Genomic DNA, 12,865 nt, shown 5'->3' on the forward strand with positions numbered 1-12,865 from the left:
GAAAACAGGAGCCTCCTTTTCTACACTCTCTATTACATTCATGTTGACTGACAAGCTGCTAGTAAATTAAATGAAGAAAATCCTCTTCCGTAATCCCGCCAAAGTATACAGGGATTTCAATATCTTTCAGCTTTTCTGCAATTGCGGCACGGTCATATTTCGTTCCGACCAGAAGTTCTCCAACCTCATCCACATCACCGACACCAAAGAAATCTCCGAAGATTTTTGCCTCTTCAATGACCCCTTTGTTCACTTCCAGGCGAATATCCAGGCTGCCTGAAGGGAAACGCTTCGTTTTTTGAATGTTAAAGCGCGGTGATTTTCCGTAATTCCATTCCCATAACTGGTAACGGTTTTTTGAAATTTCATGGATGTTTTCCCAATCCTGCTCCGTTAGCTCGTAATATTGAATATTTTCCTCGCCACCGAAAATCGATTTTAAAATTTCCATACGGAACTGTTCTACCGTAATTTTTTCTGGAAGGAAATCAATGATATTCGCAACACGCGAGCGCACGGATTTAATTCCTTTTGATTCGATCTTGTCCTGTTTTACTTTAAGTGAGTTTACGACAGCATCAATATCCAGGTCGAACATAAGTGTCCCATGGCTGAACATGCGGCCACGCGTTGAATATTGGGCATTGCCTGAAACCTTTTTCCCTTCAGCCAAAATATCGTTACGGCCTGAAAGCTCAGAGTTAACCCCTAATTTTGCAAGTGCATCAACAACAGGCTGTGTGAATTTTTTATAGTTGCTGAAGCTGTTGCCGTCATCCTTTGTCAGGAAGCTGAAGTTCAGATTGTTTAAATCATGATAAACTGCCCCACCGCCGGAAAGACGACGTACTACGATGATTCCGTTTTCTTCAACGTAATCTGTGTTGATTTCTTCGATCGTGTTTTGATTTTTTCCGATGATAATCGAAGGCTGATTAATATAGAACAGTAAAAAATCATCCTTTTCGATATCCATGTTTTTCAGTATATACTCTTCTATTGCCAAGTTAATACGCGGATCTGTAATTCCTTTATTATCGATAAAATACAAAAGGCTCACTCCTTCAAAAATCGTCCATTTATATTTTAACTTAATTTAGGCATTTTGTGTTGACGAATTAAAACTGTTATAATACAATACAATATATAAACAGAAGTAATATAACAGAAACTTAAAGGAGGCATGCACAATGTTAGAAAACGTAGTGGAATTTTTCAAGAATCTACCTGATAAAATTTGCGTTCAATGCGGTGATAAAATCGAAGAACAAAGCGAGTGCTACAGCAACAATTGTGATAAATGTAACTCTCTTTAATTCTTTTTACACTGTTTAATTCGCATTACTGACAACTTCATCTTAGTAAGATGAACCTATAATAACTTTCATGAACCACGAGTTTGCTCAATGCTCGTGGTTTTTCTGTATAAAAAAAGCATGGATTCAAGGGAAAATACCCGAATCCATGCTTTTTCTTTTTATTGTTCTGTAGGTTGTTTTGAATAACGTTTTTTATAAAGCAATGCAAAGTAACCGAAAGTGATTGCTAAGCATGAAACCATCACTGCACCTAAAATCGACCAGTTGAACATTAAGAATGATGTGTCACCAGTTGAAATGGCTGCTTTGAAGCCTTGTACAGAGAACGTCATCGGTAAAATTTTATTGAAGAAATGCAATTGCTCTGGTACTAGCTCAATCGGGAATGTCCCTGCACTAGTTGTTAATTGAAGAATCAACACGACGATGGCAATAAATCGTCCTGGATCACCAAACACTGATACAAGCAATTGAACCATAGCTAAAAATGTAAAGCTAGTAATAATTGTTGTCAGAATGAACTGCGGCATATTATTTACCTCAAGTCCAAGACCCCAAACAACAATGGCAATCGTAATAAATGACTGTACCAATCCAACACCGATTAATACTGTTACTTTACTTACAAACCAGCTTGCACTGTTTTTCGGGATAACGGCTGGTTCAACAAATGGGAATACAATCGAAATTAATAGTGCCCCAACGAATAATCCTAATGAAATAAAGTATGGTGCAAAACCTGTACCATAATTCGGTACATGGTTGACAGATTCTTTTTCGACTTCCACTGGAGAACCGACCATATCGTATGTCTCTTCAGTCGGATTAACAGCGGCTTTTTCGCCGGCTTCCGTTAATTTTTCAGATAAAGTTGTCGTACCATCTTTCAACTCTTTCGTACCGTCGGCTAAAGTAGTAGAACCTTGTGCCAACTCACCTGATTTTTCAGCCAATAAGCTAGTGCCGTCATATAATTTATTCGAACCATCTACTAATGAGTTCAAACCTTGCGCTAATGTGTTGGCACCTGTTGCAGCACTTGATGCGCCTGCTGATAATTCATTTAGTTTTCCGGCAATTGTCGTATTGCCTTGTGCCAATGATTTAGCACCTGCTATCAACTGTGCAGAATTTTGCTGTAATTGTGAAACACCTGCAGTTACTTGTTGTTGCCCTGCATTTAATTGATTTGCACCTTCACTGATTGCCGCAATTTTATCGTCCAATCCGTTAGTTCCTGCGTGTAGCTGGCTTAAACCGCCACTTACTTGTTTACTGCCTTCTTGAAGCTGAGCTAGTGCATTTTTTAATGCTGCTTGATTTTCTTCTGGCAGCATTGGTAAGATCGCTTCCAGCTGGGCTGCCAACTGATCCATACCGCCTGCTACATTAGCTGAACCATCTGCCAGCGCTTTTACTTTGTCATCGATATTCGCTGTACCTTGTGTTAATAATTTCAGGTTTTCAGCTAAGCTTGCCTGACCGGATGTAAGATCCTTTTGTCCGTTCGCGACTTGTGCTACACCGTTCGTATAGCTTTCAATACCTTGTTGCAGTGTAGTTGCACCATCTGCTGCAGATTTTGCTCCTGCTTCCAATTGGCTGCTGCCATCCGCAATTTTTGCTACACCTGCCGCCAGATCGGAAGCACCTTTTGCAGCACTTTTAGCACCAGTAACTAATGTGTCAGTACCATCGGATAATTGAACAGAGCTTGATGCCAATTGCTCTAAATAGCCTTTTAGCTCTTCAGCGCCATCAGCCAGTTTTGCTGCCCCTTCATCCAGTTGCCCTGCTCCATCTGCTGCCTCGTTAAAACCGTCACCAAGCTGTGTAATGGAATCAAATAATTTTTCCGCATATGTTGCTGAAACTTGCGTATTTACTTCCGCTTTAATGCGATCCATTGCCGTTTCACCAATTTGTGCGCCTAAAAAGTTGAAACCTTCATTTGGAATATAATCAATAACCAATTTCTGTGGTTCATCATCTAATAATGTAGTGGCATGCTCTGAGAAGTTTTCCGGAATTTTAATTAAAATATAATATTTTTGATCTTTTAATTTTTGGTCCGCTTCCTTTGCATCAACTTCCTCAAAGTGGAATTGTTCACTTTCTATCAGCTTATCGACCAATGTTTGGCCGAGCTCCATTGTTTCCTCATCCATTACAGCTCCGGTGTCTTCATTGACAACGGCAACCGGTAAGTCCTTTAAATTGGCATATGGATCCCAAAATGCCCATAAGAACATCCCGCTGTACATAACAGGAACAAATAGAACGGCAATAACTGAAATAAGCATTTTCTTCGTTTTAAAAATCTTCAGCCATTCTGCTTTTATCACATTAATTTCCTCCTTCAAAAAACTATATGACCAATATCGTCATTCGGTCATTTTACGGTAAAAAGAAAGCACTTCACCTGGAAGTGACAACTACTTTTTCTTTGCCAAACCACGGAAAATGGTTTCGCTGAATAATGTCAGAATTTCTTGTTCGTTTAGTGGTTCTTTATGTGTCAACTGCCAGTCTACAATAAAAGCCAAATACGATTTAAACAATAAAAAAGCGACATGTTCAGGATTACAATCGATGACTTCATCTTTTGCAATGCCGTTACGAATCCGCGAAGAGACATATGAAATGATTTCCGACTCGATTTTTAACAGCATTTGCTGTACTTCAGGAGTGCCCAGTGCTGTTTCCTCTTCTATTAGTTTGGCAAACAGTAAATGACGCTCACGGAACTGCAGCATTTTCATCAATGCTGTATGGGCATTTTGCATAAAGCTCGCGTTTGTATCGATTAGCTGATCTGTTTCGCGCTTCATTTCACCGATTAAATGGAATACAACTTCCTGAAATAGCTCTTCTTTATTTTTAAAAAACGTATAAATAGTCCCTTTCCCTACATTTGCAATTTTAGCAACTTGTTCAATCGTTGTTGCCTTATAGCCAAATAATGTGAAAGACTTTGTAGCAGCTATTAAAATTTCATGTCGACGATCCATAAATCCACCTCCTCAAAAAAGTGACCAAATGAACACTTCGGTCATTCAGTCACTATTATACACCGTTCTTCTTATATTGCAATATTTAATGGTTATGTTCTTCTTCTTTTTCTTCATCCTGTTCTTCGTCGTGTTCCATCGAATCAGAACTTGTATCTTCCAGCACTTTGCTCATATCCGGGTTGCCGACGATCAGCTCCTGCTTTGGCATGACATGCATGCCGCGCGCCGTCGTATGGGCAAACATATAGTATACGCCATCATGGTCAAACGTATAGTCAGCGACATAGATTCCGTCTTCTGTCAGTTCTCCGTCCAGCATCTCCCCTTCATCACGAAGACCCGATTCCCATACTTCAAACTTCACTTCTTTCGCATCATTTACCGCTTCTTCATCCTGAGTCACACGTGCCGCAAGCTGAATCGTTTCCCCTGTATTCAATTGTTCAGCTGTTTGAATATGTACATCGATAATTGACGGTACCTCGGCAGTATCAAGCGTTTCCACTTCCGGCTCATCCCCACACCCTACCAGTAAAAAAGGTACTGCAACTAAACTGTAAAGCCATTTTCTCATCGTTAAATCTCCCATCCTTATGAACAATTATGTAATTCATCCTATCGTTATTAGCGTACTAAAAAAACCTTACCGATGCATACTAAATTTAAGATAAATTTGTGAACCATTGAAAAATTATCCAAAATAAAAACACTGCATTAAAAGCGACTCACTTTTAATACAGCATTTCATTCAATCATTCTATTGATGTTATATTGCCAATTTAGCTTCGGCCAACTGGTTGAGTAATTGCTCTGCAGTCGTTCTTCCTTGGAAGACACAGTCCGGAATACTAATTCCCTCATAGGAGCTTCCTGTTAAATAGACATTCGGAAACTCTTGATAGAACTGTTCTTTCATAGTAGACATGCGCGACTCATGACCAATTGTATATTGAGGCATTGCTTCCTTCCAACGGGCAACTGTTGTCAACAATGGCGAGGCATTCAAACCTACCGCCCGTTCCAAATCCTGCAATACGATTTTTTCAATTTCACTGTCGGGCAGCTCCACAATCGATTCGTCTCCTACACGGCCAATATAAACCCTCAACAGTTCATGGCCATCCGGGGAGACATTATCCCATTTACGGTGACTCCACGTACAGCTTGTAATAGCAAAATGACTATTGCGGGAAACGAAGAAGTTCAGCGCATCTTCATATTTTTGCATTGACCCTTTTTCGAATGCCATCGTAACCGTGGCAATTGTAGCATAATTCATATCCGGAACTTGCTGCATCGTTACAGAGTCCGGGAAGATTCTTTTCGTTACATTAAATGGTGTCGTTACAACGACTTTGTCCGCCTGTATAGACGTCCCATCATTCAATTCAATAAGGTGAGTATCATCCATATTATTTTCGATGGAATTCACTTTCAACCCTTTTAAAATCGTAACATCGGTTAAAGCATTTTCCAATGTTTCAATCAATGATTCCAGCCCATTTTCAAATGATTCATAATGTAGTTCACCTGGTGTATCCACAAGCGCGTAAATACCTTTACCTGTTTTTTTCATACCAAGCAGTAAACTGCGGTAGTCTTTTTCCAACTGGTAAAACTGCGGGAACATCGATTGCATACTGAGATGGTCGACATCGCCTGCAAAAGTACCTGCCAATACCGGCTCAACTAAATTTTCGACAACTTCTCTGCCAAAACGCCGATTAAAAAACTCACTGATCGGTTCGTCCGCCGCATGCGGTAATTTCGGTAATAATAAATCCCCTGCTGCGCGGAATTTCCCCATTAAAGATAGAACATTCGATGTCATGAACGGTAAGATTTTAGGTGACCCCCCGAGCAGAATATTGCTCGGAATTTGGTGTAACTTGCTGCCAACTGCGATGAATGTTCGACCATAATTATTTTGAATCATCTCATGTTCGATATTTAAATCACGTGCCAACTTTCGGACACTGCTACCTGTATCAAAAAACGATTCAGGCCCACGTTCGATAATATATCCATTTTGTCGTACAGTATGGATCTTACCACCTAAACGTAGTGACGCTTCGATCAGCACGATATCAATCGGTAAATTGTGCGCCTTCGTTTTTTGCTGTAAATAGTATGCCGTCGTTAAACCAGTGATGCCACCGCCAACGATAACAACCTTGTTCCTTTTTAAAGTCACCCTCATCATCACTCTCTACTATTTCGCTAATTTTTTATTGATGGCATGTACCATTGCATCAATGAATAAAGGATGTGTATTTGGCATTGTCGGGCGATAGTAGCTTGCACCGATTTCGTCACAAACAACTTTACACTCAATGTCATTATCATATAACACTTCTAAATGCTCTGTAACAAATCCTACTGGTGTATAGATGAAAGCTTTATAACCTTTTTGCTCAAATAATTCCTTTGTTAAATCCTGTACGTCCGGTCCTAACCATGGCTCCGGTGTTTGTCCGGCTGACTGCCAGCCTACTTCAACATTCACGATATCAGAAGCCTCTTCAATTAAACGTGCTGTTTCGATTAACTGCTCTTCATACGGGTCGCCTGCAAGTTTGATTTTTTCCGGTAATGAGTGGTTAGACACGATCAGGCAAGCATTTGCGCGTTCTTCTTCTGTCATTTTTGCCAACTCGCCATTTACGGCATTTTTCCAGAATTCAATGAATTTAGGCTCGTCATACCACGCTTCAACAGAAGTGATATTTAATGTACCGCCTAATTTTTCTGCAGCTTCTTTCGCTCGTCCATTGTAAGATTTAATCGAGAATGTTGAGAAGTGTGGTGCTAAAACGATCGATACCGCTTCCGTGATTCCTTCTTTCACCATTGCTTCTACTGCATCTTCTACAAATGGTTCGATATGTTTTAAGCCGATAAATACTTTATATTCCACTTCGTCCTGTACTTCATTCAAACGTGCACATAATGCATGAGCCTGTGCTTCCGTCATTTTCGCAAGCGGAGAAATACCGCCGATTGCACGGTAGCGTTCTGTTAAGTCGTCCAAATGTTCCTGGCTCGGTTTACGGCCGTGACGAATATGTGTGTAATAACGTTCGATATCTTCTTCTTTATATGGCGTACCATAAGCCATTACTAATAACCCGCGTACTTCTTTCATGTAAGTCACCTCTGCATGTTTTTAAACACGTTTCTTTTTTGTTAGTTTTAAAGGTTTTACATCCCGTTTAGTTTTTGGGTTCTCCAGTCAACCTTCATCTTATATAGTTTTCTCACCTATACCGGTGAATAATCAAATTTGAATTTATTGTTGTATTATGAACGTTTTGCGATTTGTTCGCGGCTGTATTCATGTACAAATGTTGTTAGTCGTTTTAAGACAGCTGGGTCTACTTCTGGGAAGACACCGTGGCCTAAGTTGAAAATATGTCCGCCTGTATGTGCTAAACCTTGATCAACGATATCTTTCGCTCTTGCTTCGATTACGTTCCAGTCTGCCAGTAATAATGTAGGATCCAAGTTCCCTTGTACCGCTTTTGTAACGCCGCGCGCTTCTGCTTCACGGATTGGTAAACGCCAGTCCAAACCAACGACATCGACAGGCAGGTCATGCCATTCTTTTACTAAATGCGAAGCACCTACACCGAATTGGATTAACGGCACATTCAATGCGCGCAATTCAGCAAAAATACGTGTCATCGTCGGTTTAATGAAAATACGGTAATCTTCTACATTTAATGCACCAACCCAAGAATCGAAAATTTGGATTGCCTTTGCACCAGCTTCTACTTGTGCTGTAATATCCACAATAATCATATCAGCCAGTTTGTCCATTAACGCAAACCATGTTTTTGGCTGCGAAACCATGAATGACTTTGTTTTAGCGTAGTTTTTGCTCGGGCCGCCTTCGATCATATAGCTTGCAAGCGTAAACGGAGCACCGCCAAAACCGATTAACGGAACATTTAACTGTTCTGTCGTTAACATTTTAATTGTTTCAAGCACGTAAGGTGTATGCTCTTGTGCATTGAAATCACGTAATTTTTCTACATCAGCAGCTGAACGGATAGGGTTTGAAATAACCGGACCGATTCCCGCTTTTATTTTCACATCAATTCCCATTCCTGGTAAAGGGGTAACGATATCTTTATAAAGAATCGCAGCATCTACATTGTATTGTTCAACAGGTAAACGCGTCACATATGCACATAACTCCGGCTGCATTGTAATCTCTTCTAATGAATATTTTTCTTTTATTTCACGATATTCTGGCTGTGAACGGCCTGCCTGGCGCATAAACCAAACCGGCGTATGTTCTACTTGCTCACCGCGAGCAGCACGTAATAATGTGTCATTAAATTTCATCATTTTTGATTTCTACCCCTTAAAATAAATTCTTTTTTATTCTATACCTCAAAAACGTCATTGATATCCATGATCGACTATAAACTTTTCATTAATAATTGTATAGATTTCTTCAATAAATGTCATAAAATTGTCTCTTCTGCTATAGAACTTTTTGACAAATGGCTTGAACATCTTTATAAATGGAAATAATAGTGTAAAGGAGGTCGGTCTTATGAATTTTTATGTAACTTCAGGAACACCTGACTATATGGAAAAATTAATCGCAAAAAATCCGCAGCACCCTTTAGTTTTATTGCACGGAAATGGCAATTCGGTGGTGTTGCATGAAACAGACAAAAAATCAATTTTCGCAGTACCTCGCAAGTTTGAAGTCATTGCACAGGATGGGCAGTTTACGCAAAAGGGCTATTTTACTTTTTTCAATATGCCCATTATGTCAGATGAACGCCCGGTTTTCGAGAAAAAAGCTCTCGACGTCATCCCTGCACTGAATTCCAATGATGCTGTCATTGCCTACCGTTTATTGCGCCCGGTTAAAGCAGAAACCTATTTATTTATCATTCAATGGGGCGGACCTGCTTCCTACGAAGTATGGAAAGCAAGCGATGAGTATAAAACTTCATTTGCCCCTGTTTTTGAAGGTACGACACAAGTGCTACAGTCGATGTTTAACTCATCCTCTTATATTACGACATATAGTGCAGCTTCAAAAGAATAATGCTTCTATCAAAAATGCTACGATTGTATTTCGTAGCATTTTTATATAAAATAATACATATTTAGAAATTCTTTCGTTTTCCGAACTATTTTGCTTCCAACTAATTAAAAGGCGGTTATGATGTGAAAATTCAAATTCAGTTGTTTAAAGCTTTTTTTGTGTCCGGAATTCTTGGCTTCGGCGGAGGTCCGACAATCATTCCATTACTACATAAAGAAGTGGTGGAAAAGTATAAACTTATGACAGACGATGATTTTTCGGATGTTTTATCAATTGGTAATACATTGCCTGGACCGATTGCGACAAAAATGGCAGGCTATATAGGCTACCGTATAGGCGGAATGCTCGGGTTAATCAATGCCCTGTTTGCCTCGGTCATACCTACCGTACTATTAATCATCATATTATTAAATTCATTGAAGCAATTTAGCAACTCCGATTTCATCAATAACATGTCTAAAGGGGTTATCCCCATTGTGACAGTGATGATGGGGCTCTATGCATTCGATTTCCTAAAAAAATCGCATAAGTCTTTAGGTTTGAAAATCAGTGCAATTATTTTCTTATATAGTTTTATAACGATTGTTGTATTTGATCTTCACCCTGGGATCATCATTGCTTCCCTCTTAATATTGGCGCTTGCACTGCCGGCTAAAGGAGGAAAAGAACAATGATATTTTGGGAGATTTTCATTGCATTTTTAATACCGAACCTTTTAGCATACGGTGGCGGACCTGCTTCCATCCCGTTAATCGAACATGAAGTAGTAGACAGGTATGCGTGGATGACGCAAAGTGAATTCAGTGAGTTTCTAGCTTTGGCCAATTCACTGCCAGGCCCTATTGCAACGAAGATGGCGGGCTATATCGGCTTTGAAGTCGGTGGAATTTTAGGGAGTTTTATCGCGTTATTCGCGACAGTTGCCCCTACCCTGATTTTGATGATTACACTTTTAAATCTTCTACATAAATATAGAGATTCACCTAAAGTAATCCGATTATCAAGCTTTGTACTACCTGCAATTGCCGTATTATTAATTACATTAACATTCGATTTCGCAAAGTCTTCCTATGAATCAAATAAACTGATTCCAACGATTTTAATGATCGTCGGCAGCTATCTTGCATTGGAAAAATTCAAAGTTCCTTCTATTATAGTAATCGTCGTCGGCTTACTAATCGGCGGCTTCTTGTTATAAACATAATAGGCACCCATTTTCACTCTAGAAAATGGGTGCCTTATTTATTAATATTCCATTTATTATTTTGACATTCTCATCGTCAGTTCGCTCACTGCGATAATGACAACCGGGATGATGTAAAACTGCGGCTGCATTACTGCACATAGTGTCACGATAAAAGCCTGTACAATGCTTAGTTGACGAAGCAGTTTTGCGACAGCCTGTTTTCTCGTATCGCGCGGAATCGGGTAAAGCATGTCCATTCGGAAATCCCCTGCTGACATGAGCGCATACTTAAGCTGAAGTGTTGTCGCAAATGCCAATGCACCTGCAACGATCCAAGTAACAAACGGAATCGTAATAAACATCGCAATAACAGCTGAAATCGCTGTTAACCGTACCCATAAGTAAAAATGGTCATCTGTACGGATAAACGTACGGTAAATCAAATACGCCTGTGTATTTTCCTTTTTATAGCTGATTGCTTTATACGCTATATCGAGCCATGCACGACGTTTGACAGAGCCCTTTAAATGCGGGACATCTGTAAAGTAGTTGGCAAAACGGTAAAAACGCATCATCCGGTTTTGCTCAAGTTTAATAAAATGCTCGTAAGGCACCGGGTTATCCTGAACTTTCTTCTTCAATGTAAATGCATAATAAGCCATCATAATTAGAAATACGATGCCTAAAAAGCCGTCTGTCAAAGTCATTTGGATCCCGATAATCGATACGACCGCCCGTACAAATCGGTCGAATCCGATGGCATTGCCACGGTTCGCATAGCGGTAGTTGAATTCGGCGCGAACATTAATATATTTTAATACTGCGATAAACGCGGCAGTCAGCCAAATTTCTCCTACGCTAAGTGGCGTAACCTCTTTCAACAACGGAATCGCTATTATATAAAGAACGACCGGCACTAGCACCTGTGACCAAAATGTCCAGTTCAGCGCCTTTTTGAAATAGTTCGGCATTTGGCTCTCAAGCGGCAATAAGTACACCTGATCCGGTTCTTTCAATAAAGTGACAGGTCTACTGAATGCGACTAAGCCCCCTGCGATAACGGCAATGAGCCACTCTGCCGGGAAATCCGGCTGCACGACCTTCAGCCATTCGCTGTACTGATATCCCCCCGCCCCTGCGATAAAGACAAGGACAATCGCAATATGCCCTGTAAAGACGAAGCGCATATACTTCATCACTTCGCCGATGTAATGCTCGAAGCGCTTAGCCCATACACTATGCATGCTGTTCATTGTCTTGCTCCTTTGTCATCGCAATATACAAATCATCGAGTGTCGCAGTCGGCATATTGAACGCTTTGCGCAAATCATTCATTGTCCCTTGTGCACGTACGCGTCCTTCATGAAGAAGAATGATACGGTCACAATGTTTTTCAGCAGTCGATAAAATATGTGTAGACATTAAAATCGATGCCCCTGCACGTTTTTTATCATCCATTTGGTCTAGCAATGACTGAATGCCGAGCGGATCTAACCCGACAAACGGCTCATCGATAATATACAGACTTGGATCGACTAAAAATGCGCACATAATCATTACCTTCTGGCGCATTCCTTTTGAAAAGTGCGACGGGAACCAATTTAATCGCTTTTCCATACGGAATTCCTTCAATAAAACTTCCGAGCGCGCATCCAGCGTTTTTTCATCTAAACCATAGGCCATTGCCGTTAATTGTAAATGTTCTTTTAATGTTAATTCTTCATACAGTACAGGTGTTTCCGGAATGTACGAGAAGCTTGACCGATACTTGTCCAAATTCTCCTTCAACGTCACACCGTTTAAACGAATTTCTCCAGAGCGCGGTAAGAGCGTGCCAATAATATGCTTGATCGTCGTACTTTTCCCGGCACCGTTAAGACCGATTAATCCAACGAGCTCTCCTTTGTTAATTTCAAATGATAAATCTTGAATCACAGGCTTTCTCGTATAACCACCTGTTACATTTTGCAGTTGTAAAATTGTCACAGTCGTCACTCCTCTTTTCTAAAATTTAGTTTATCAAAAGCGAATAAAATTGAACACTGAATGCAACACTCAATTCAGAGAACAAAAAATAAATCCTTCATATAAGAAAGTAGTTTTCCGAATAATCTATGATAGAATAAAGAAAAATAATAGTATCTTCACCATAAATTGGGGTTGTACAATTGATTTTTATTGTAGGCGGATGTTTTCCAAGTGAATTTACCGCCCTCGATTCCTCTCAATTTACAATAACATTTTTTTCGAACTTCTAATGGTGAAACTCAAAAAT

13 protein-coding genes are annotated in these 12,865 nt (G+C 40.0%); 4 read left to right on the forward strand and 9 right to left on the reverse strand.

All coding sequences use genetic code 11. The annotated features are described in order from the left end of the window. Nucleotides 1–58 precede the first annotated feature (58 nt). Nucleotides 59–1,051, reverse strand: coding sequence for a lipoate--protein ligase (locus MKY51_RS14770; RefSeq protein ID WP_339173458.1), 993 nt, complete (start codon nt 1,049–1,051; stop codon nt 59–61). Nucleotides 1,052–1,190: 139 nt separating this feature from the next. On the opposite strand from MKY51_RS14770, the gene yhfH reads away from it, so the two are divergent. Continuing rightward, nucleotides 1,191–1,316 (forward strand): protein YhfH, encoded by a 126-nt coding sequence (gene yhfH / locus MKY51_RS14775; protein WP_008406441.1) that lies wholly within the window; start codon nt 1,191–1,193, stop codon nt 1,314–1,316. Between the two features lie 161 nt (nt 1,317–1,477). Here yhfH and MKY51_RS14780 read toward each other — a convergent pair whose 3' ends face one another. The 6 genes from MKY51_RS14780 to hemE form a co-directional block, all read right to left on the reverse strand. Next, nucleotides 1,478–3,664 carry a YhgE/Pip domain-containing protein gene (locus MKY51_RS14780; RefSeq protein WP_339173460.1) on the reverse strand — a complete coding sequence of 729 codons (2,187 nt, stop codon included), beginning with the start codon at nt 3,662–3,664 and terminating at the stop codon, nt 1,478–1,480. Between the two features lie 90 nt (nt 3,665–3,754). After that, a complete protein-coding gene (locus tag MKY51_RS14785; RefSeq protein WP_339173462.1) occupies nt 3,755–4,330 on the reverse strand; it encodes a TetR/AcrR family transcriptional regulator in 576 nt (191 codons plus the stop codon). Nucleotides 4,331–4,415: 85 nt separating this feature from the next. After that, entirely contained in the window at nt 4,416–4,907 is a 492-nt protein-coding gene (locus MKY51_RS14790; RefSeq protein ID WP_339173463.1) for a FixH family protein, read from the reverse strand. Nucleotides 4,908–5,099: 192 nt separating this feature from the next. Continuing rightward, nucleotides 5,100–6,533 (reverse strand): protoporphyrinogen oxidase, encoded by a 1,434-nt coding sequence (gene hemY / locus MKY51_RS14795; RefSeq protein ID WP_339173465.1) that lies wholly within the window; start codon nt 6,531–6,533, stop codon nt 5,100–5,102. A gap of 12 nt (nt 6,534–6,545) precedes the next feature. Continuing rightward, complete coding sequence (hemH, locus tag MKY51_RS14800; protein WP_339173467.1) at nt 6,546–7,478, reverse strand: ferrochelatase; 933 nt, start codon at nt 7,476–7,478, stop codon at nt 6,546–6,548. 155 nt (nt 7,479–7,633) lie between these two features. Further along, a complete protein-coding gene (hemE, locus tag MKY51_RS14805; protein ID WP_339173469.1) occupies nt 7,634–8,686 on the reverse strand; it encodes a uroporphyrinogen decarboxylase in 1,053 nt (350 codons plus the stop codon). A 211-nt stretch (nt 8,687–8,897) separates the two neighbouring features. On the opposite strand from hemE, the gene MKY51_RS14810 reads away from it, so the two are divergent. From MKY51_RS14810 to MKY51_RS14820, 3 genes are all read left to right on the forward strand, one after another. Further along, nucleotides 8,898–9,404: a Target of RNAIII-activating protein gene (locus MKY51_RS14810; RefSeq protein WP_339173470.1), complete on the forward strand. Its 507-nt coding sequence runs from the start codon at nt 8,898–8,900 to the stop codon at nt 9,402–9,404. A gap of 122 nt (nt 9,405–9,526) precedes the next feature. Continuing rightward, nucleotides 9,527–10,078, forward strand: a complete 552-nt coding sequence (locus tag MKY51_RS14815; RefSeq protein WP_339173472.1) for a chromate transporter — start codon at nt 9,527–9,529, stop codon at nt 10,076–10,078. Continuing rightward, nucleotides 10,075–10,602 carry a chromate transporter gene (locus MKY51_RS14820; protein ID WP_339173474.1) on the forward strand — a complete coding sequence of 176 codons (528 nt, stop codon included), beginning with the start codon at nt 10,075–10,077 and terminating at the stop codon, nt 10,600–10,602. The genes MKY51_RS14815 and MKY51_RS14820 overlap by 4 nt, the downstream gene beginning before the upstream one ends. A 62-nt stretch (nt 10,603–10,664) precedes the next feature. Here the strand turns inward: MKY51_RS14820 and MKY51_RS14825 are convergent, their stop codons facing one another. Continuing rightward, the gene (locus tag MKY51_RS14825; protein ID WP_339173475.1) at nt 10,665–11,843 is read right to left on the reverse strand and encodes an ABC transporter permease; all 1,179 of its coding nucleotides are present in this window, start codon (nt 11,841–11,843) and stop codon (nt 10,665–10,667) included. Then, the gene (locus MKY51_RS14830) at nt 11,827–12,576 is read right to left on the reverse strand and encodes an ABC transporter ATP-binding protein (protein WP_339173477.1); all 750 of its coding nucleotides are present in this window, start codon (nt 12,574–12,576) and stop codon (nt 11,827–11,829) included. The genes MKY51_RS14825 and MKY51_RS14830 overlap by 17 nt, the downstream gene beginning before the upstream one ends. Between the last annotated feature and the right edge of the window lie 289 nt (nt 12,577–12,865).

It is taken from the genome of Solibacillus sp. FSL R5-0691 (assembly GCF_037974225.1).
Taxonomy (GTDB): Bacteria; Bacillota; Bacilli; order Bacillales_A; family Planococcaceae; genus Solibacillus.

Excerpts from the sequence above, each read along its gene's own strand:
- MKY51_RS14810 (WP_339173470.1), top strand. The coding sequence starts at position 8,898 with ATGAATTTTTATGTAACTTCAGGAACACCTGACTATATGGAAAAATTA.
- MKY51_RS14825 (WP_339173475.1), bottom strand. The coding sequence starts at position 11,843 with ATGAACAGCATGCATAGTGTATGGGCTAAGCGCTTCGAGCATTACATC.
- MKY51_RS14790 (WP_339173463.1), bottom strand. The coding sequence starts at position 4,907 with ATGAGAAAATGGCTTTACAGTTTAGTTGCAGTACCTTTTTTACTGGTA.
- hemH (WP_339173467.1), bottom strand. The coding sequence starts at position 7,478 with ATGAAAGAAGTACGCGGGTTATTAGTAATGGCTTATGGTACGCCATAT.
- MKY51_RS14820 (WP_339173474.1), top strand. The coding sequence starts at position 10,075 with ATGATATTTTGGGAGATTTTCATTGCATTTTTAATACCGAACCTTTTA.
- yhfH (WP_008406441.1), top strand. The coding sequence starts at position 1,191 with ATGTTAGAAAACGTAGTGGAATTTTTCAAGAATCTACCTGATAAAATT.
- MKY51_RS14785 (WP_339173462.1), bottom strand. The coding sequence starts at position 4,330 with ATGGATCGTCGACATGAAATTTTAATAGCTGCTACAAAGTCTTTCACA.
- hemY (WP_339173465.1), bottom strand. The coding sequence starts at position 6,533 with ATGAGGGTGACTTTAAAAAGGAACAAGGTTGTTATCGTTGGCGGTGGC.
- hemE (WP_339173469.1), bottom strand. The coding sequence starts at position 8,686 with ATGATGAAATTTAATGACACATTATTACGTGCTGCTCGCGGTGAGCAA.